The organism is Nocardioides halotolerans DSM 19273 (assembly GCF_000422805.1).
GTDB classification, from domain to species: Bacteria; Actinomycetota; Actinomycetes; order Propionibacteriales; family Nocardioidaceae; genus Nocardioides; species Nocardioides halotolerans.
Genome location: NZ_KE383922.1, coordinates 154,599 through 175,120, shown reverse-complemented (window position 1 = coordinate 175,120; position 20,522 = coordinate 154,599). Strand labels below are relative to the sequence as shown.

14 protein-coding genes are annotated in these 20,522 nt (G+C 72.4%); 3 read left to right on the top strand and 11 right to left on the bottom strand.

The window, feature by feature from the left end; all coding sequences use genetic code 11:
• Positions 1-193 precede the first annotated feature (193 nt).
• Positions 194-1,828 (bottom strand): helix-turn-helix domain-containing protein, encoded by a 1,635-nt coding sequence (locus G514_RS30935; protein ID WP_051247372.1) that lies wholly within the window; start codon positions 1,826-1,828, stop codon positions 194-196.
• 9 nt (positions 1,829-1,837) lie between these two features.
• On the bottom strand, positions 1,838-4,486 hold the full coding sequence (locus G514_RS0111475; protein WP_084152055.1) for an FtsK/SpoIIIE family DNA translocase: 2,649 nt from the start codon (positions 4,484-4,486) through the stop codon (positions 1,838-1,840).
• Positions 4,487-4,784: 298 nt separating this feature from the next.
• Between G514_RS0111475 and G514_RS31120 the strand changes: the two genes are divergently transcribed.
• A complete protein-coding gene (locus tag G514_RS31120; protein WP_028651858.1) occupies positions 4,785-7,961 on the top strand; it encodes a M4 family metallopeptidase in 3,177 nt (1,058 codons plus the stop codon).
• A 675-nt stretch (positions 7,962-8,636) separates the two neighbouring features.
• On the opposite strand, the gene dapA is transcribed toward G514_RS31120, so the two are convergent.
• The 8 genes from dapA to gcvT form a co-directional block, all read right to left on the bottom strand.
• Positions 8,637-9,533 (bottom strand): 4-hydroxy-tetrahydrodipicolinate synthase, encoded by an 897-nt coding sequence (dapA, locus tag G514_RS0111465; protein WP_028651857.1) that lies wholly within the window; start codon positions 9,531-9,533, stop codon positions 8,637-8,639.
• 860 nt (positions 9,534-10,393) lie between these two features.
• A complete protein-coding gene (locus tag G514_RS0111460; protein ID WP_028651856.1) occupies positions 10,394-10,861 on the bottom strand; it encodes a dihydrofolate reductase in 468 nt (155 codons plus the stop codon).
• A 16-nt stretch (positions 10,862-10,877) separates the two neighbouring features.
• Entirely contained in the window at positions 10,878-11,687 is an 810-nt protein-coding gene (locus G514_RS0111455; RefSeq protein ID WP_028651855.1) for a thymidylate synthase, read from the bottom strand.
• 9 nt (positions 11,688-11,696) lie between these two features.
• Positions 11,697-12,518 carry a PhzF family phenazine biosynthesis protein gene (locus tag G514_RS0111450; RefSeq protein WP_028651854.1) on the bottom strand — a complete coding sequence of 274 codons (822 nt, stop codon included), beginning with the start codon at positions 12,516-12,518 and terminating at the stop codon, positions 11,697-11,699.
• 5 nt (positions 12,519-12,523) lie between these two features.
• Entirely contained in the window at positions 12,524-13,828 is a 1,305-nt protein-coding gene (locus G514_RS29200) for a hypothetical protein (protein WP_051247370.1), read from the bottom strand.
• 10 nt (positions 13,829-13,838) lie between these two features.
• Positions 13,839-14,993 (bottom strand): MFS transporter, encoded by a 1,155-nt coding sequence (locus G514_RS0111440; protein WP_028651853.1) that lies wholly within the window; start codon positions 14,991-14,993, stop codon positions 13,839-13,841.
• A gap of 66 nt (positions 14,994-15,059) precedes the next feature.
• Entirely contained in the window at positions 15,060-15,317 is a 258-nt protein-coding gene (locus G514_RS26320; protein WP_036564609.1) for a hypothetical protein, read from the bottom strand.
• Complete coding sequence (gene gcvT / locus G514_RS0111430; RefSeq protein WP_051247368.1) at positions 15,314-16,465, bottom strand: glycine cleavage system aminomethyltransferase GcvT; 1,152 nt, start codon at positions 16,463-16,465, stop codon at positions 15,314-15,316. Before gcvT ends, G514_RS26320 begins: the two co-directional genes overlap by 4 nt.
• Positions 16,466-16,496: 31 nt before the next feature.
• On the opposite strand from gcvT, the gene G514_RS0111425 reads away from it, so the two are divergent.
• Positions 16,497-18,032, top strand: a complete 1,536-nt coding sequence (locus tag G514_RS0111425; RefSeq protein WP_028651851.1) for a leucyl aminopeptidase — start codon at positions 16,497-16,499, stop codon at positions 18,030-18,032.
• A 625-nt stretch (positions 18,033-18,657) separates the two neighbouring features.
• On the opposite strand, the gene G514_RS26315 is transcribed toward G514_RS0111425, so the two are convergent.
• A complete protein-coding gene (locus tag G514_RS26315; protein ID WP_245582174.1) occupies positions 18,658-19,032 on the bottom strand; it encodes a hypothetical protein in 375 nt (124 codons plus the stop codon).
• Positions 19,033-19,102: 70 nt separating this feature from the next.
• Between G514_RS26315 and lpdA the strand changes: the two genes are divergently transcribed.
• Positions 19,103-20,488 carry a dihydrolipoyl dehydrogenase gene (lpdA, locus tag G514_RS0111415; RefSeq protein ID WP_028651849.1) on the top strand — a complete coding sequence of 462 codons (1,386 nt, stop codon included), beginning with the start codon at positions 19,103-19,105 and terminating at the stop codon, positions 20,486-20,488.
• Positions 20,489-20,522: the final 34 nt, after the last annotated feature.

The window sequence follows — 20,522 nt, the reverse complement described above, 5'->3', positions numbered from 1 at the left end:
GTGTCCGCGTGGCCGAGCCCAGCGGTCAGGGCACTCTCCGTGAGAAGTCACGGGCAGTCAAGTTCGTGACCCCCATCACGCCCAAGGTGGCCCGAAATGACTACGTGAAGCACCGCCCGGGCCACGGCAGAGACCGGGCAGGGACACCGCAGGGCCACCGCGGGGCCCGGTCCGGCCGGGGCCGCGCCTCGGTCTACCGACCGGTGTAGACGTCCTGGGCGGCCTCGCCGGTCTTGCCCATCGCGCCGTGGTCGCGCCCGTCGACGCTCACCTCGAGCGATCCGTCGGTGGACTGGATCCGCACCGGCGGCGACACCTTGAGCGTGCGGCTCTGGCCGAACGCCAGCGATCCCGTGAAGACGACCTTGCCGGTGCCATCGCGCACGACGACGTGCGCTCCACCGCCCGCGGCGGTGATCACGACCGGGACCGGTGAGGCGGCCTGGCCGCCGCTGGTGAGGCCGGCGGACCCGTCGGCGAGGCTCGGCGACGTCGGCGAGACCGAAGACGGGTGGTCCATGACCAGGCGGGCGACCGACCACGCGAGCACGACGGTCATGACGGCGGCGACGATCACCGACCAGTTCGGTCCGCCGCGGGTGCCGCGGATCGCGCCGCCGCGGCCGGTCGCCAGCTCGGCCTCGAAGACGCGGCGGGGGTCGATCGGTGCGTCGGCGTACTGCGCGTCGTAGGTCTCGAGCAGCGGTGCCACGTCGACGCCGAGGACACGGGCCAGGGTGCGCAGGTGACCGCGCGCGTAGAAGTCGCCGCCGCACGGCGCGAAGTCGTCGATCTCGATCGCCTCGATGACGTGCGGACGGATGCGGGTCCGCTCGGCGAGCTGGTCGACGGTCAGGCGCAGCCGGCCGCGGGCGGCCGCGAGCTCGGGGCCGATGACCGGGTCGACGGCGTCGATCGCGGCCAGGTCGTCGATGACGAACGTCGTGGTGGCGCTCGGTATGACCGGGATCTCCACCGACTGCGTGGCCTCGTGGTCCCACTCGCGGGCGACCTCGGCGCGGACGGCGGGGCGCGGGTCGCGCAGCGGGCTGGGGGTCGGGCTGGCGACGACGGCAGCTGCGGCCGGGGGCACGACGACCTCGGGCAGCTCGGCCTCCTCGCCGGCGTCGGGGTCGGCGTCGTAGTAGTCGTCGAGGCCGGCCGGCTCCTCGTCGGCGCCGGGCAGCACCTCGACGATCTCGCAGCGACCGTCGGCGAGCCTGGCGAGCGCGCCCGCGAGGTCGCCACGAGCGCCGAGCACCCGCGTGGTGAGCCCCAGCGGCAGGGCGAACGGCGCCCCGAGCAGGCGCTCGGTCACCTGCGCGTGGCGGCGACCGGCCGGGCCGAGCATCGCGAGCTCGCCCTCGAGCTCGCGGGGGAAGAGCACCAGCCTGCCGTCGCGGACGACCTGTCGGCGGGCGACGTACTCGACCTCCTCGAGGTCGTTCCAGGGGATGCCGCGCCAGGTCCGGCCGAGGCGGATGCGCACGCCGTGCGAGTCGGCGACGAGCAGCGGCATGCGTGAGTCGAGGAAGGAGAAGACGTAGGCCCACGTGATCGCGGCGAGCCCGACGCACAGCGCCCAGTCGAGGACGTCGTCGAACTGCGTGACCGCCCTGGCGAAGTACGCCGCCGACAGCAGCGAGCTCACGCCGGCCAGCAGCACCGACACCCGCCCGTTGCGGCGGACGATGACCTCGTCGTCCTCCGGCTCGTCGGGGATGCTCGCCCAGCCCGGGTGGGCGGGACGCTCGGACACGGCCGACCGCTCGGCGGTGTCGACCAGGTCGTCGTGGTCGGCGGTCTCGGGGCTCAGCAGGTCGGTCATCGCAGCCTCCTAGATTCCGCTCTGGAGCGTCATGATCACGGCGTCGACCTCGTCGGGCTTGACGAGCACGTCGCGTGCCTTCGAGCCCTCGCTCGGCCCGACCACGCCCCGGCTCTCGAGGATGTCCATCAGCCGGCCGGCCTTGGCGAAGCCGACCCGCAGCTTGCGCTGCAGCATCGACGTCGACCCGAACTGCGTCGACACCACGAGCTCGACGGCCTGGATCACCAGCTCGAGGTCGTCGCCGATGTCGTCGTCGAGGTCGCGCTTGCTGGCGGCGGGGGCCGTGACGTCCTCGCGGTAGGTCGGCTCGAGCTGGCCCTTGCAGTGCTTGACCACGGCGTGGATCTCGGCCTCGGTCACCCAGGAGCCCTGGACGCGCACCGGCTTGGAGGCACCCATCGGCAGGAACAGCCCGTCACCCTGGCCGACGAGCTTCTCGGCGCCGGGGGTGTCGAGGATGACCCGGCTGTCGGCGAGCGAGGACGTCGCGAAGGCCAACCGCGAGGGGACGTTGGCCTTGATCAGGCCGGTGACCACGTCGACCGAGGGCCGCTGGGTCGCGAGCACCAGGTGGATGCCGGCCGCGCGGGCCAGCTGGGTGATGCGGACGACGGCGTCCTCGACGTCGCGCGGGGCGACCATCATGAGGTCGGAGAGCTCGTCGACGATCACCAGCAGGTAGGGATAGGGCGTGAGCTCGCGCTCGCTGCCGGGCGGCACCTGCACCTTGCCGGCCCGCACCGCCTTGTTGAAGTCGTCGATGTGGCGGAAGCCGAAGTTGGCCAGGTCGTCGTAGCGCAGGTCCATCTCGCGCACGACCCAGGCCAGCGCCTCCGACGCCTTCTTGGGGTTGGTGATGATCGGCGTGATGAGGTGCGGCACGCCCTCGTAGGCGTTGAGCTCGACCCGCTTCGGGTCGACCATGATCATCCGCACCTCGTCGGGCGTGGAGCGCATGAGGATCGAGCAGATCATCGAGTTGATGAAGCTCGACTTGCCGGAGCCGGTGGCGCCCGCGACCAGCAGGTGCGGCATCTTCGCGAGGTTCGCCACGACGAAGCCGCCCTCGACGTCCTTGCCGAGCCCGCAGACCATCGGGTGGTGGTCGCCGCGGGCGGTGCCGGAGCGCAGCACGTCGCCGAGCGAGACGATCTCCTTGTCGACGTTCGGGATCTCGATGCCGATCGCCGACTTGCCGGGGATCGGGCTGAGGATCCGCACGTCGGCCGACGCGACGGCGTAGGCGATGTTCTTGGAGAGGGCGGTGACCTTCTCGACCTTGACCGCCGAGCCGAGCTCGACCTCGTAGCGCGTGACCGTCGGGCCGCGGGTGTAGCCGGTCACCTGCGCGTCGATCCCGAACTCCTCGAGGACCGTGGTGAGCCGGCCGACCACGTCGTCGCTGGCCTTCGAGCGCGCCTTGTGGGGCGAGCCCGGCTTGAGCAGCTCGTTGGCCGGCAGGTGGTAGACGACGTCGCCGGACAGGGCGAGCTGCTCCACGCGCTCGGGCAGCGGTGCGTGCGGCGGCGGCTCGAGCTCGGTCGCGGTGTCGGCGGTCGGCTCGGCCGCCACCTCGGCCACCCCCTCGGCCACCGGCTCGATGCCGGTCGCCTGGGTGTCCTCGAGGCTGGTGTCGGTGTCGGCGAGGTTGCGGCGGCGGCGACGGCGGCGCTCGCGGTCCTCGAGCACCGGGCTGTCGTAGGCGGGGTCGCCCATCGACGGGTCGATCTCGCCCGTGGCGTCGAGATCGGTGCGCCGGCCGCGCCGAGCCGGGCGCGCGTCCTCGTCCTCGTCGTCGTGGTCGCGGCCCAGCGCCCGGTCTCGCGCGGCGGCGAGGCGGGACGGCACCTTGTAGAGAGGCGTGGCGGTGATGACCAGGACGCCGAAGACGCACAGGAGCAGGAGGACCGGCACCACGACGTACGGCGTGCGGAGCAGGTCGAGCAGGAGGGACGAGACGACGTAGCCGATCGCGCCGCCGCCCTCGCGGAGCGGGCCGGCGTCGCCGGAGACCGGCTGCGGGTTGCCCTCGGCGACGTGCACGATGCCGAGCAGCCCGAGGCCGAGCGCGCTCCAGCCGACGACCTGGCGCCCGGCCGGACCGTTGTGGATCGGGTCGCGCAGGTTGCGCCAGCCGACCACGAGCAGCATCAGCGGCACCAGCCACCCGACCTTGCCCACGCAGCCGGTGACCGCCACGCGGACCGCGCCCATCACCGGGCCGTCGAGCTGGAACCACACCCCGGCCGCGCTGACGACCGCGAGCGCGAAGACGAAGAGGCCGACCCCGTCGCGGCGGTGCTCGGGCTCGAGGTCGCGAGCGCCGTGGCCGATCCCCCGGGCGAGCGCGCCGATGCCGTGGGCGACCGCCAGCCAGACCGCGGCGACGCCGCGGAAGACGGTGTCGAAGAGGCGGGCGATGGGACCCCTGCCGGTGCGGACGGCGCGCGGCGCCGGACGCCGGTTGCGGGTCGGCGACGACTTCCCTCCCCCGCCGCGGCGCGCGGCCGGCTTCCGCGTCGGCTTCTTCTTGCTCGACGCGGTCCTGCTCTGGTTTCGGGTACTCCGGGGACTCTGTGCTCGCGTAGTAGAGGTCGTGCTCCTGCTACGGGAACGCTGAGCCGACGCCGGCGGGGAAGACGTACGGGTCGCCACGCCACCACCCTAGGCACTCGTCACTCCAGTCACATGGACCCCACTGGTGCGTGTCGGAGAGCGGCTCGACCTCCGGTCCGGGCCGAATCCGGACGATCTGCACGCTTCGGACCGGTGCGTCAGGGGTGACCCGACCTTGAGGGGTGGCCGTCCAAGTTCTCATCGGGCAAAGCCTTTACGGGGGGTGACCGGGTGCTTAGGGTGCGCTCAGGTGATCGGGCGCCACTTGGGGAGTTTCCTCTGGTCGGCGACCCGTCCGCCGACTCGTCGAAAAATTTCTCCCCGGAGGCAAACTCTCGTGAAATTCCTCAAGCAAGGCGTCTGCCTTGCGCTTCTGGGGGCCGGACTCTCCGCAGCCCCCACGACCCTGGCCAGTCAGGCGGCGGCCGCTCCGGCCCCCACCGGCGACGGCCTGGTCAGCCAGCTCACCGCCGAGGCCGACGGCAACGTCTCGATCAAGGACAACCCGGCGACCGGCCGGGCGAGCTTCGTGCGCGCCACCGGCACCAACGCCGACCTGCTCCCGGGCGTCGCGGGTGACTCCGCCGCCAAGGCCGGGTCGAAGGCCGACTCCTTCCTCGACGGCTACGGCGCCCTGCTCGGCGCCGCGCCGGGCGAGCTGGTCCGCCAGAGTGTGTCCTCCAGCTCCGCCGGCTGGACCGTGACCTACACCCAGATCCACGACGGCGTGCAGGTCTTCGGCAGCGCCATCAAGGCCAACGTCGACTCCGACGGCGACCTCACCGCCGTCAACGGCTACGCGGCTCCCGGCATCGACGTGTCGACCAAGCCGACGTTCTCCGCGGCCGAGATCGGCAAGCGGGCGGTGTCGTTCGTGAAGTCCGACCCGCCGACCGCCGAGTCCGGCGGCGCCGCCGACGTGACCGGTCTCAGGGCGACCGACTCCCAGCTCGTGATCTACCGCATCGGCCTCCTCAAGGGCCTGTCCGGCAAGAACGTGCTCGCCTGGTCGACCGTCGTCACCAACGACGCGGTCCGCGACCAGCTGATCTACGACGCCCACACCGGCAAGATCCTCAACCGCTGGTCGCTCAACACCGACGCGCTCGACCGCGAGCTGCGCGAGGCCACCGGCACCGCCGAGAACCCCGTCTTCACCACGGTGTGGGAGGAGGGCGACCTCTTCCCGGGCACGCTCAACATCGACCAGCAGAACCTCATCAACTCCTCGGGTGAGTCCTACTGGCTCTACGAGAACGCCTTCGACCGCGACTCCTACGACGGTGCCGGCGCCAAGCGGATCACCGTCAACAACGACCCGCGGATCAACTGCCCCAACGCCAACTGGAACGGCATCACCACCAACTACTGCGACGGCGTCACCTCCGACGACGTCGTGGCGCACGAGTGGGGCCACGCCTACACCCAGTTCACCTCCGGGCTGATCTACCAATACCAGTCGGGTGCGCTCAACGAGTCCTACTCCGACGTCTGGGGCGAGACCCTCGACATGGTCAACGGCCGCGAGGACGAGGGCGAGACCTTCGACGTCAAACGCCCCGACGGCGAGTGCGACCCGACCGCGCCACCGAAGCTGCTGATGAGCATCACGGCACCCGCGGCCCAGGCCGGCGCCTGCACGCCCGTGGCGGCCGGATTCAGCGAGGCGTTCACGACCACCCCGGTCAACGCGACCGTCGTCGCGGCGCTCGACGCCGAGAACGCCGACGGTCCGACCCCGACCGACGGCTGCACGGCGTACAACAACGCCGCTGCCGTCGCCGACAAGTGGGCCTACGTCGACCGCGGCACCTGCACCTTCCAGGTGAAGGTCGACATGGCCGTGGCCGCCGGTGCCGACGGCATCGTCATCGGCAACAACGTGCAGGGTCTGCCGCCGAACCCCGCGGGCACCGCGCCCGCCGGCTTCTACGGCGTCACCGTCACCCAGGCCGACGGCACCCGCTTCAAGGAGGCGGGCACCGCGAGCGTGACCATCCAGGCCGAGGACATCTCGGGCCGCACCCCCTCGACCCGCTGGCTGATGGGCGAGAAGTCGACGGCGTTCGGAGGTGCGATCCGCGACATGTGGACGCCCACCTGCTACGGCAACCCCGGCAAGGTCACCGACGCCGAGTACAACTGCGACCCGGGCATGACCGACCACGGTGGCGTGCACGGCAACTCGGGCGTGCCCAACCACGCCTACGCGCTGGCCGTCGACGGTGGCACCTACAACGGTCAGACGATCACCGGCATGGGCCTCGACAAGGCGGCCTCGATCTGGTGGCGCGCGCAGACGGCGTACCTCACGCCGTCGTCGAACTTCACGGAGTTCGCGACCGCGCTGGCATCGTCGTGCACCGACCTGATCGGCGACGACATCAGGGAGCTGACCACGACCCCGAACGCGTCGCCGACCCTGGCGGCGCCCATCACGGCCGGCGACTGCACCCAGCTCGACAAGGTCATCACCGCGGTGGAGCTCACCAACCCCGTCACGGAGTGCAACTACCAGCCGGTGCTGCAGCCGGGCTCGCCCGCTCCGTGCGGTGCCGGGTTCACCACGGAGACCGTCTTCACCGAGGACTTCGAGGACGGCCTGACCGGGTGGACCCCGTCGTCGCAGCTCGTGTTCGGCCTGGGCGCTCCGTGGGAGGCCGAGTCGGCCGCTCCCGGGGGCCACGCCGGTGGTGTGGCCTACGGCCCCGCCCCCGACCGGGGGCAGTGCGACTCGAGCCCGCAGGACTTCTCGGGTCGTGACTCGATCACCTCGCCGGCGATCGCGATCCCGGCCGCGGCGACGCAGGGTCTGCGGCTCACCTTCGACCACTACGTGGCCACCGAGGGGACCGTCGACGGCGGCAACGTGAAGGTCAGCATCAACGGCGGCGCCTTCACCAAGGTGCCGGCGGCGGCGTACACCTTCAACAAGCCGGGCAAGCTGCTGTCCGCTGCGGCGGGCAACACCAACCCGATGCAGGGCGAGGACGCCTTCAGCGGCACCGACGGTGGCCAGAGCCGCGGCTCGTGGGGCACCTCGCAGCTCAACCTGGGCGCGACCGGCGTCAGCGTCAAGGCCGGCGACACCATCAAGCTCCGTCTCGACGTGGGTCGCGACGGCTGCGGTGGCATCGACGGTTGGTACGTCGACAACATCCAGGTGTCCTACTGCAAGGCTCCGCCGGTCACGCCTCCGGCGGCGACCTCCGTGGTGGCCTCGGCCAGCCCGAAGAAGATCGTGAAGGGCAAGTCCTTCAAGGCCATCGTCTCGGTCGCCACCGCCAGTGGCATCCCGAGCGGCACGGTCCAGATCTACAAGGGCTCCAAGCTGCTCGGCACCGGCACCCTCGGCGCCGACGGCAAGGTCACCATCAAGATCAAGAAGAAGCTGGCCAAGAAGCTCAAGGTCGGCAAGAACACGCTGACGGCCAAGTACCTCGGCTCGTCCACGCTGCAGGCCAGCCAGGACGACTTCGTGGTCAAGGTCAAGAAGAAGAAGCACCGCCGCTGAGTCGCTGACTCGGTGAGCTGAGCCGGCCGGCCTCGTCCCTTGTGGGACGGGGCCGGTCGGGCTTTTGTCTCGGGTCTCTGGTGGCTGACGGGGCGGGCGGCCGGCGGGTGGCGGCGGCTGGCGGGCGGCGGCGGCTGTCGTTCGGGGTAACTCACCGTTCGGTCAGCTCTCATGCCGTCAGAACGGCGTGGGAGCACACCGAACGGTGAGTTACCCCTGACCACGGCGCGGCGGGGGCGGCGGCCGGCGCGACCGCACCGGATCCGGAGGCCGACGTTCGGGGTAACTCACCGTTCGGTCAGCTCCCATGCCGTCACAACGGTGGAGGAGCACACCGAACGGTGAGTTACCCCTGACGACGGCGCGGCGGGGGCGGCGGCCGGCGCGAACGCACCGGAACCGGGGGCCGACGTTCGGGTAACTCACCGTTCGGTCAGCTCTCATGCCGTCACAACGGTGGAGGAGCACACCGAACGGTGAGTTACCCCTGACGACGGCGCGGCGGGGGCGGCGGCCGGCGCGAACGCACCGGAACCGGGGGCCGACGTTCGGGTAACTCACCGTTCGGTCAGCTCTCATGCCGTCACAACGGTGGAGGAGCACACCGAACGGTGAGTTACCCCTGACGACGGCGCGCGGGACCCCCACCCCACGCCCACCAGAGGCCGGAGCCGGTTAGAGCAGGCCGGACGCCTCGAGGCCGGCACGCAGGGCCGCGACCTCGTCGTCGTCGAGCGGCACGAGCGGGCCGCGGACGTTGCGGTTGTCGAGCACGCCGAGCAGCTGGAGCCCGGCCTTGGCCGTGGTGGCGCCGTAGTTGGGCGCGCCCATCACCGCCTCGATCGCGGGCAGCAGCCGTGTGTAGATCGCAAGCGCCTCGGCGTGGTCACCGCGGTCGAAGGCCTCGAGCATCGCGCGCGTCTGGTCGCCGGCGACGTGGCCGACGACGGAGACGAAGCCCGCCGCGCCGTGGGCCAGCCAGCCGAGGTTGCTCGCGTCGTCACCGGAGTAGACGGCGTACCCCATCTCGCGCAGCCTGACCCCGCGCGCGAAGTCGTTGACGGCGTCCTTGACCGCGACGACCGTGTCGATCTCCTTCGCGGCGGCGTAGGTCTCGAGCGAGATCGTCGTGGCGGTGCGACCCGGGACGTCGTAGAGCATGACCGGGACGTCGGTCGCCTCCGCGACGGTCCGGAAGTGGTGGAGCACGCCGGCCTGGCCGGGCTTGCTGTAGTACGGCGTCACGAGCAGCAGCCCGTCGGCGCCGATCTTCTCGGCCTGCTGGGCGAGCTCGAGCGAGTGCGCCGTGGAGTTCGTGCCGACCCCCGCGACGACGGTGGCGCGGTCGCCGACCGCGTCCTTGACCGCGGCGAGGATCTCGCCGTCCTCCGCCACGGTCGTGGTGGGCGACTCCCCCGTCGTACCGCTCACGACGACGCCGTCGTGCCCGTGCTCGACGAGGTGCTGCGCGATCCGGGCGGTGCCGTCGAGGTCGACGGCCCCGTCGTCCTTGAACGCCGACGCCATCGCGGTCAGCACGCGGCCGAACGGGGCGGAGGGCGATACCGTCATGGGTTCAGGGTATCGGGACCGCGTCGCCGTGCGGTGGCGGTGGCGGTGGGCCGGTCGAGCGGTCGGTCAGCAACCGCGGTGGCCCGGGAATGGCGGGTCGGGGTTGCTGACTGACCGCCGCCCCGGGGCCGAGCCGGTCGAGCGGTCAGTGAGCAACCGCGCGGGGCTCGAAAGGGGCCGCCCGGGGTTGCTGGCTGACCGCTGCCCGGGGCCGAGGCGGTCGAGCGGTCAGTGAGCAACCGCGCGGGGCCCGGACAAGCGTGTCGAGGTTGCCGGCTGACCGCCGCCGGGGGCCGAGCCGGTCGAGCGGTCAGTGAGCAACCGCGCGGGGCCTGGACAAGCGTGTCGAGGTTGCTGGCTGACCGCCGCCCCGGGCCGAGCCGGTCGAGCGGTCGGTGAGCAACCTCGCCTGGCCTGGGAAGCGCGTGTCGAGGTTGCCGGCTGACCGCCGCCGGGGGCCGAGCCGGTCGAGCGGTCGGTGAGCAACCTCGCCTGGCCTGGGAAGCGCGTGTCGAGGTTGCCGGCTGACCGCCGCCGGGGGCCGAGCCGGTCGAGCGGTCAGTGAGCAACCGGCGGGGCTCGGGAGGGGCGTGTCGAGGTTGCTGGCTGACCGCTGCCGGGGGCCGAGCCGGTCGAGCGGTCAGTGAGCAACCGCGCGGGGCCCGGACAAGCGTGTCGAGGTTGCCGGCTGACCGCCGCCGGGGGCCGAGCCGGTCGAGCGGTCAGTGAGCAACCGGCGGGGCTCGGGAGGGGCGTGTCGAGGTTGCTGGCTGACCGCTGCCGGGGCCGGCCTGGGGCCGCCGCCGGGGCCGGCCCGGAGCCGAACCCCAGCGCCGAGACAGCGGTCACTCACCAACCCCTCAGCGCACCCGGGCCCGCACCAGCCGCACGACCTCGAAGCCCTCGTGAGCCTCGCGGCCGGCCTCGACCCACTCCTCCGCGTCGTACGCCGGGTAGAACGTGTCGCCCTCGGGCTCCAGCGGGATCTCGCTCAGGAGCTGCTCGTCGGCGTACGGCAGGGCGGCCGCGTAGACCGCCGCACCGCCGGCGACGTAGACATCGCCCTCGGCCAAAGCGAGGGCGTCCTCGATCGAGGCCGCGGTGAGCACGCCGTCGGCAGACCAGGACGGGTCGCGGGTGAGCACGATCGTGGCGCGCCCCGGGAGGGGGCGCCCGATCGAGTCGTACGTCGCGCGCCCCATGAGGAGCGTGTGGCCCAGCGTGGTCGCCTTGAAGAACGCCTGCTCGCCGGGGACCCGCCACGGGATCGTGCCGGCGTGGCCGATGACGCCGTTGCGCGCAACGGCGGCGATGAGGGTGACGGTCACGCTGAGGGCCCTGCTCCTAGACCGCGATGGGCGCCTTGATGCCCGGGTGCGGGTCGTAGCCCTCGATCGCGATGTGCTCGAGGTCGAACGCGTCGAGCTCGGTCACCGACGGGTCGAGCACCAGCGTCGGCAGCGGCCGCGGCTCGCGCGTGAGCTGGAGGCGCGCCTGCTCGAGGTGGTTGAGGTAGAGGTGCGCGTCGCCGAAGGTGTGCACGAAGTCGCCGACCTCAAGGCCGGTGACCTGCGCGACCATGTGCGTGAGCAGGGCGTACGACGCGATGTTGAACGGCACGCCGAGGAACACGTCGGCCGAGCGCTGGTAGAGCTGGCAGCTGAGCCGGCCCGGGCCGTCGGCCTGCGGGGCGACGTAGAACTGGAACATCGTGTGGCACGGCGCCAGCGCCATGTCGGGGATGTCGGCGACGTTCCAGGCGCTCACGATGTGGCGGCGCGAGTCGGGGTTGGTCCTGATCTGGTCGACGACCTGCGCGACCTGGTCGACGTGCCGACCGTCGGGGGTCGGCCACGAGCGCCACTGGTAGCCGTAGATCGGCCCGAGGTCACCGTCGGTGTCGGCCCACTCGTCCCAGATCGTGACGCCGCGGTCCTGGAGCCACTTGACGTTGGTGTCGCCCCGGAGGAACCACAGCAGCTCGGCGAAGACCGACCGGGTGTGCACCTTCTTCGTCGTCACCAGCGGGAAGCCCGCGCTCAGGTCGAAGCGCAGCTGGTGCCCGAACACCGAGCGGGTGCCGGTGCCGGTGCGGTCGGTCTTCTCGACGCCCTCGTCGAGGACACGGGTCAGGAGGTCGAGGTACTGCTGCACGTCCCCAACCTAGTCGCGCAGGGAGACCTCTCCGCGCACCGTCGTCCGGGTGTCTCCTCCCACCCACACCGCGGTCCCCTCCCGCCTCACGTGCACCCGGCCGGCCCGCCCGATGGCGGTGCCCTGCGCGGCGACGTACCGCTCGGGCAGGACGCTGCCGGCCAGCCACTGGCCGAGGCTGGCGTTGAGGCTGCCGGTGACGGGGTCCTCGGTGGAGCGGTCGAAGGCGCGCACCTCCACCTGCGCGTCGCTGCCGCCGTCGCGCCAGGGCCCGGCGACGCCGACGTCGAGGTCGGCCAGCGCGAGCAGGTCGGGCCGCAGCGCGAGCACGTCGTGGGCGTCGCCCAGGAGAACGCCGACCCAGCCCGGCCCGTTGTCGATCCACCTCGCGTCCACGATGTCGGAGCGGTCGACGCCCAGGGCGTGGGTGATCGTGGCGAGGTCGGCGTCGTCGACCGGGCCGTCCCTGAGCAGGGGTGGCGCCTCGAACTCGAGCCGCTCGCCTCGCGCGATCGTGACGAGCCCGGCGCCGCACTCCTGCACGACCGCGTCGCCGCGCGGCGAGCCGCCCGCCTCGAGCCAGGCGTGGGCGCTGCCGAGCGTGGGGTGGCCGGCGAACGGCAGCTCGCGGCTGGGCGTGAAGATCCGCAGCCGGTAGTCGGCGCCGGGGTTCGTCGGCCGCAACAGGAACGTCGTCTCGGAGAGGTTGGTCCACTGCGCGAAGAGCTGCATGCGCTCGTCGTCGAGGTCGTCGGCGTCGTGGACGACGGCGACGGGGTTGCCGGTGAGCGGGCCGGAGCCGAAGACGTCGACCTGACGGAGCTGGTGCACGACCCTCACCTTGCCAGCACCGGCGAGCCACCGGTGTCGGGGAGCTGGGCGCGGGTCGAGCAGACCGTCTCCTCCCCCGGCCTGTCGCCCACCTGGCACGTGCGGAGCTCGAGCTCGTGTCCGGGCGACTGGTGACCGGGTGCGACGACGTAGGTGACGGTCAGGCGGCGGCCCGGCGCGACGGCCACCACGTGGTCGCCGTCCGGTACGCCGGTCGGGACCGCGAGGCCCGAGCGGGCGTCGTAGAGCACCGGCTCGCCGGAGCCAGGCAGCCGGGTGGCCACGAGGTTGCCGTCGGAGGAGAGCTGCGCACCCTCCCCCGGCAGCTGGTAGGCGACGCTGAAGTTGGGCTGTACGACCTCGATCGTGTCGTCGAGGACCTGGTAGGCGCGGACCCGCGAGCGCGCGTCGAGCAGGCCGGCAGCGCTGACCGGGCGGATCCGCTGCTCGGTGCCCGGCACCAGCTCGTGCCCTCCCGCCGCGTCGATGTAGAAGACGCTGGTGCCGTCGACCGCGACCACCTCGGTGCCGGAGGACACCGCGATAGAGGCGAGCTCGTTGCCGGTGTCGGCCTCCACTACGTCGAGCGTCGGCCGGTCGCCGCCGGTCTCGACCCAGGCGGCCCACGCGGTCTCGTCGGTCGCCGCGACCGGCACGGCGGGGTCCTTGTGCCCGAGCACGTCGCGGGTGCCGTCATCGGCGGCGTAGACGACCCGCCCCTCGTCGTCGCCGTAGACGACGCCGTTGCCGATCCGGGTCATGTCCCGGAGCCCGTCGACCGCGAGCACGGTGTGGTCGAGGTGGAGCCGCCCGTCGGCGTACCAGACCACCCCCGGCACGGGGTTCTCCTCCAGCGAGGCCGCGGCCGGCTCGAGCGCGTCGTCGTCGGGCGACGGCGAGGCCGGGTCGCCGCTCGTGCCGAGGTAGACGCCGAGCCCGATCCCGCCGAGGAGCAGCGGGACGACGACCCACGCGGCCCGCCGCAGGGTCGCCCGGTTGTTGACGTGCTGCTGGTGCTGGAGCTCCTCCAGCGTCGGAGGGGCGAGCACGAGCAGCTCGTCGGCCAGGCGCTGCCGGTCGGCCTCGGGGGTGGCCGGGTGGCGGCGAGCCGCGAGCCGCAGCTCGGCCTGCACCAATGCGTCGACGTTCTCCTCGCGGCTCGCACGGTCCCAGTCGCCGCGGCAGCGCGACAGCGCGTCGGTGGTCGCTGCGGCGGCGCGGTCGGGGGGCACGCCGAGCAGCACCGCCTCCTTGACCAGGTACGGCCAGCGCGCGGCCACGTAGACCATGAAGTCCGCGTCCGCACGCATGGCGGTGAGCCTAGGCGGTGACCCCTGCGCTCTCGGGCGCGCCGGAGCGGCGTACGGCGACGAGCCCCGCCGCTGCGAGCGCCAGCATCGCGGGCACCACCAGGAGAGCGGTCTTCAGCGACGTGGCGTCGGCCAGCGACCCGACCGTCAACGGCGCCAGCAGGACCGCGAGGGAGGTCATCGCGACCGCCCGTCCGCTGGCCGCGGCGACGTGCCCGGGCGCGAGGGAGACCGCGACGGTGAGGCCCAGCGGGAAGAGGTTGCCGAGCCCCAGGCCGAGCAGGGCCAGGCCCAGGACCGCCTGGACCGGCTCGCCGGCCGGCCACAGCACCGCGAACCCCGCGGCGGTGACGCCCAGGGCGACGGCCAGCAGGTGGGCAGGCTCGCGTCTGCGGGCGAGCCGGCTGCCGACCACGCGACCGACGACGACACCGCCGAAGTAGCCGGCCATGAGGGTCACCGCGGTGTCGGTCGACACGCCGACCTGGTCGTCGACGAACGTCGCGCCCCACGAGAGCACGCACCACTCGGCTGCGACCACACACACCAGGACGACGGCGGCCACCCAGTACGCCGCGGGCAGCCGGGCCCTGTCGGCACCGGCGGGCTCGGGCGGCTCGAGCGCGACGTCGCGGTTCGCCCACCAGATGGCCACCGGCACCAGCGGCGCGACCACCAGAGCCGCACGCCATCCGAGACCGGCCGCCGCGGCGAGGGCGAAGACGCCGATCAGCACGACGTAGGACACGCTCGCGGCGACGTTCGCCTCGGTGAGCGCGACGGCCCGCTGCTCGCCGTGGTGGTCGGCGAGCGCGGCCTGGACCGTCGCGAGCACCACGCCGCCACCGATCCCCATCACGAGGATCGACCCGAGCGTGACCGCGACGACCCCGGCGAGCACCAGCCCGATCGCGCCGATGCCCATGACGGCGGCTGCCGACCAGAGGAGCGGACCGCGCCCCGCGGCGCGCTCGAGCCGCGAGGAGACGAGCCCCGCGACCAGGCTGCCGAGGGCGAACGCCGCGACGTGGAGGCCCCCGACGAAGTAGCTGAGGTCGAGCTCGTGACGCAGGTGCGGGACCACGAGGCCCGGCGCCGCCTGCAGGTAGGCGAACCACGCGAGCATGGCGTACGCGACCCAGGTGAGGCGGTCGCGGTGGAACACCCTGACCACTGTGTCAGGGGCCGCCTGGTGCGGCACGTCCGGCCCGGGTGGCACGAGACGATGGGCTCAGGCGCTGAGGGACATCGGGCCGTAGACGACCCGGTCGGCCTCCATCAGCGTGACGGCCTCGACGCCGAGCTCGGCGAGGTCGGACCAGATCTCGCCGACCCACGACTCGGCGTCGGCCTGGGAGGCGAAGCGTCGTTCGGCGTAGTCGGCCGGCACGTCGACGGGCGAGCCGGAGGCGTCCTCGAGCCGCCAGACCCACGGGCGCTCGGCCGGGCTGGGCGGGCGGAAGGTCGGCGGCTGCTCGGGGAGGTTCACTCGCGCACCGAGGGCTCGACGAACGGCGGCGGGGTGAGCTGGAAGATCTCGCGGCGGCCGCGGACGTCGACGCCCACCTCGGCCTCGGGGTTGACGACCGACGACAGCATCGCGAGACCGATGCCCTTCTTGAGCGTCGGGGAGAACGTGCCGGAGGTGACCTCGCCGAGCTGGACGTCGGCGGTGAGCGAGACGCGCATGCCCGGGCGCGGGATCGCCCGGCTGGTGGAGACGAGCCCGCGCAGGATCCGCTTGGGGCCCTCCTCCTTCTCCTTAAGCAGCACGTCGCGGCCCCAGAACGCCGGCTTCTTCCAGCCGACGGCCCAGCCGAGGCGCCCCTCGTTGGGGGTGGTCTCGAGCGAGATGTCCTGGCCGTGCAGCGGGTAGCCCATCTCGGTGCGGAGCGTGTCGCGGGCGCCGAGGCCGCACGGCAGCATGCCGAGCTCCTCGCCCGCGGCCATCAGCGCGTCCCACAGCGCGAGGGCGACGTCGTTGGAGGCGATCAGCTCGTAGCCGCGCTCGCCGGTGTAGCCGGTGCGGCAGACGACGACGCCCTGGTCGGACAGGTGCTCGCCCGGCACCGGGGCCTCGACGAAGGACATGTAGTCGTGGCCGGCCGGCAGGCCGACCTTCTCGAGGACCTCGTCGGACTTCGTGCCCTGGACGGCGAGCACGACGTAGTCGCGGTGCCGGTCGTGGACCGCGACGCCCTCGGGAGCCGCCTCGGTCAGACGGCGGGCGACCTCGGCGGTGTTGGCGGCGTTCGGCACCAGCAGCACCCGGTCGTCGGTGTGGAGGTAGGCGATCAGGTCGTCGACGATCCCGCCGGTGGCGTCGTCGCAGCACAGCGTGTACTGCGCCTTGCCGTGCTCGATGCGGCCGAGGTCGTTGGTGAGCGTGGAGTTCACGAACTCGGCCGCGCCCGGCCCGACGACGGTGATCTTGCCGAGGTGGCTGACGTCGAAGATGCCGACGGCCTCACGCACCGCCGTGTGCTCCTTGACGACGCCCGAGGAGTACTCCAGCGGCATCGACCAGCCGCCGAAGTCGGCGAACTTCGCTCCGAGCGCCTCGTGCCGCTCGTGCAGCGGCGACCTCAGCGGCGCGTCCGCCGCCGTCGCCGGTGTCGCGGGCTCTGTGCCGTCCATGTTCGGAACCTACCCTGCGTATCCTGCGCCGGTGAGTACCTACACGCTGCGCGCTGCCAACCCCGCGAAGACCCGCTGCGACGCGGTCGTGGTCGGCGTGGTGCAGGGCGGCAAGGGCGCGAGCGGCCCCGGCATCGCCCCCGGCGGGGAGGACGTCGCCAAGGCCTACGGGCGGGCGTTCCGCCCGCTGCTCTCCTCCCTCGGCGTGACCGGCACGGCCGGCGAGGTCACCAAGGTGCCAACCGGCAAGCAGCTGTCGTCTCCGCTGCTCGTGCTCGTGGGGCTCGGCAGGCTGGACAAGGGCGAGCAGCCCTCCGCGACGGCCGTGCGCCGGGCCGCGGGAGCGGCCTCGCGGGCGGTCGCCAACACCGCCTCGGTCGCCCTCGCGCTGCCCACCGACTCGGTGGAGCTCGTGCGGGCGGTGACGGAGGGGTTCATGCTCGGGAGCTACGCCTACACGGCGTACAAGAAGAAGGCGGACGACGACTCGACCCAGCAGCCGGGCGAGGTCGTCGTGCTGTGCTCGTCGGCGCGGAAGAAGGACGTCGGGCGGGCGTTCGAGGAGGCGCAGGTCGTGTCCGAGGCGGTCGCCGCGACGCGCAGCTGGGTGAACACCCCGCCCGGCGACTTCACGCCCCCGGCGTTCGCCGCCGCGGTCGAGGCCGCCGTGAAGGACACCACGAAGGGCCGCGGGCCGAAGGTGTCGGTGCGGGTGCGCGACGAGAAGGAGCTCCTCGAGCTCGGCTGCGGAGGCATCCTCGGTGTCGGCATGGGCTCGGCCGCGCCGCCGCGGCTCGTCGAGCTGTCCTACGCGCCGCGCAAGGCAGTGGCGCACCTCGCGCTGGTCGGCAAGGGCATCACCTTCGACTCCGGCGGGCTCACGATCAAGCCGCCGTCGGGCATGAACGAGATGAAGTCCGACATGGCTGGCGCGGCGGCGGTGGTGCAGGCGACGCTGGCCATCGCGCGCCTGGGGCTGCCGCTCAAGGTGACGACGTACGCCCCCATGGCGGAGAACATGGTCTCCGGCTCGTCGGTGCGGCCCGGCGACGTGCTCACGATGTACGGCGGCACCACCGTCGAGGTCCTCAACACCGACGCCGAGGGCCGGCTCGTGCTCGGCGACGCGCTGGTGATGGCGGCCGAGCAGAAGCCGGACGTGATCCTCGACGTGGCCACCCTGACCGGGCACATGGTCGTCGCCCTCGGCGACAAGGTCGCCGGCGTGATGGGCTCTCCCGACGTGGTCGACGACGTGCTCCGGGCGGCGGAGACCGCCGGCGAGGAGGCCTGGCCGATGCCGATCCCCGAGCACATGGACGAGCGCATCCACAGCAGCCGGGTCGCCGACCTGTCCCAGCACGACTGGATCCGCTGGGGCGGCGGCCTGTTCGCGGCGGCGTTCCTCCGCGAGTTCACCGGCGGCCTCCCCTGGGGCCACCTCGACATCGCCGGCCCGGCGTTCAACTCCGGCGGTCCGTCCGGTCACCTCACCTCGGGCGGCACGGGCTACGGCGTGGCCACGCTCGTGGACTACGCGCGAGCGCTCTGCAACGTCGGTGGTTGAGGAGGTCGCGGCGACCGCCGCTGTCGGTGGTTGAGGAGGTCGCGCAGCGACCGTCTCGAAACCTCGTACGCCGAGGCTGTGACGCAACCGAGCTCGACCGAGCAGGTGCCATCGCTGCGGGGGTTTCGAGACAGGCGCTGCGCGCCTTCCTCAACCAGCGGTGAGATCGCGTCCGTCGGTGGTTGAGGAGGTCGCGCAGCGACCGTCGCTGTCGGTGGTTGAGGAGGTCGCGCAGCGACCGTCTCGAGACCCCGCAACCCGAGGCTGGGACGCAACCGAGGCCGACGGAGCAGGTGCCTTCGCTGCGGGGGTCTCGACAAGCTCGACCAGCGGTGGTCGGGCAGGTGCCTTCCCGGCGGGGGGTTTCGAGACAGGCGCTGCGCGCCTTCCTCAACCAGCGGTGAGCTCGCGTCCGTCGCTGGTTGAGGAGGTCGCGCAGCGACCGTCTCGAAACCTCGTACGCCGAGGCTGGGACGCAACCGAGGCCCACGGATCAGGTGCCTTCCCTGCGGGGGTCTCGACGAGCTCGACCAGCGGTGGTCGTGCGGGTGCCTTCCCGGCGGGGGGTTTCGAGACAGGCGCTGCGCGCCCTTCTCAACCGGTGAGCTCGCGTTCCGGGCGAAGCTCAGCCGGGGGCGCCTCCCTCGAGCTTCTTGCGGCGGTTGTAGTCGCGCATGCGCTGAGGGATGCCGACGACGGCGGCGTCGTAGGACGGGACCTGGTAGCGGTTGCAGAACTTGTGCGCCCACTCGACCGACGGGACCCGGCGGCGGGTCCACTCGCCGTCGTGGGCGACGAGGAGCAGGGTCACGTCGCTGACGGCGGTGCGGGGCTCGACGAAGCCCTCGACTCCCTTGCGCGCCTCGACGAACTGCTGAAGGTGGTCCTGGTCGACGCCGTCCGCGGCGCGCACCCGGGTCGAGCCGGTGCGGAAGGCGTCGCGCGCCGGTCCCTTCATCTTCGGCCGGGAGCCGCCGCGGAAGCGGTCCATCCATGACATGGGGACAAGTGTGCCTCCTGCGGCCTCGGGGCGGTGTGGACACACTCGAGTCAGGTGCAAAGATGGCGGGGTGTCCGATTCCGACGTCTCGTTCGACGTGCTGGTCCTCGGAGCCGGGTCGGGTGGGTACTCCTGCGCGCTGAGGGCCGCCCAGCTCGGGCTTCGTGTCGGTCTGGTCGAGAAGGGAAAGCTCGGCGGGACCTGCCTGCACATCGGCTGCATCCCCACCAAGGCCCTGCTGCACGCCGCGGAGGTCGCCGACAGCGCGCGAGAGTCGGCGCAGTTCGGGGTGCAGGCGAGCTTCGAGGGCATCGACATGCCCGCGGTCACGGCCTACCAGGACGGCGTCGTCGAGCGGCTCTTCAAGGGCCTGAGCGGGCTGATCAAGGGCCGCGGCATCATGGTGATCGAGGGCGCCGGCCGGCTCACCGGGCCGCGCGAGGTGACGGTCGACGGTACGGCGTACTCCGCCGACCACGTGGTGCTCGCCAGCGGCTCCTACCCCAAGACCCTCCCCGGCCTCGAGCTCGACGGCCGGCGCATCGTCACCTCGGAGGAGGCACTCCGGCTCGACCGGGTACCGGCCTCGGTGATCGTGCTCGGAGGAGGGGTCATCGGCTGTGAGTTCGCGAGCGTCTGGCGCAGCTTCGGCGCGGAGGTCACGATCGTCGAGGCGCTGCCGCGACTGGTCGCGCTCGAGGACGAGGCGTCTTCCAAGGCCCTCGAGCGGGCCTTCCGCAAGCGCGGGATCGTCTTCAAGACCAGCACGCCGTTCCAGAGCGCCAAGACCACCGACGACGGCGTCGCGGTGACCGTCGAGGGCGGCGAGGTGCTCGAGGCCGACCTGCTGCTGGTCGCCGTCGGACGCGGGCCGGCGACCGACGGGCTGGGCTACGACGAGCAGGGCATCGCGATGGACCGCGGCTTCGTGCTGGCCGACGAGCGCTGCCGCACCAACGTCGAGGGCGTGTGGGCGGTCGGCGACATCGTGCCCGGCCTGCAGCTGGCCCACCGCGGCTTCCAGCAGGGCATCTTCGTCGCCGAGGAGATCGCCGGGCTCTCCCCCACGCCGATCGACGAGACCGGCATCCCGCGGGTCACCTACTCCCATCCGGAGGTCGCCTCGGTCGGGCTCACCGAGGGGCAGGCGTCCGAGCAGTACGGCGCCGACGCGGTCGAGTCGCTCACCTACGACCTCGGCGGCAACGGCAAGAGCCAGATCCTCAAGACCCAGGGGTTCGTCAAGCTGGTCCGCCGCAAGGACGGCCCGGTCGTCGGCGTGCACCTCGTCGGGGACCGCGTCGGCGAGCTCATCGGCGAGGCCCAGCTGATCTACAGCTGGGAGGGCCACCCCGAGGACGTCGCACCGCTGGTGCACGCCCACCCGACCCAGAACGAAGCCCTCGGCGAGGCGCACCTCGCCCTGGCCGGCAAACCGCTGCACTCCCACTCCTGACCACCCACCACCCAGTACCTGAGCGAACACGAGC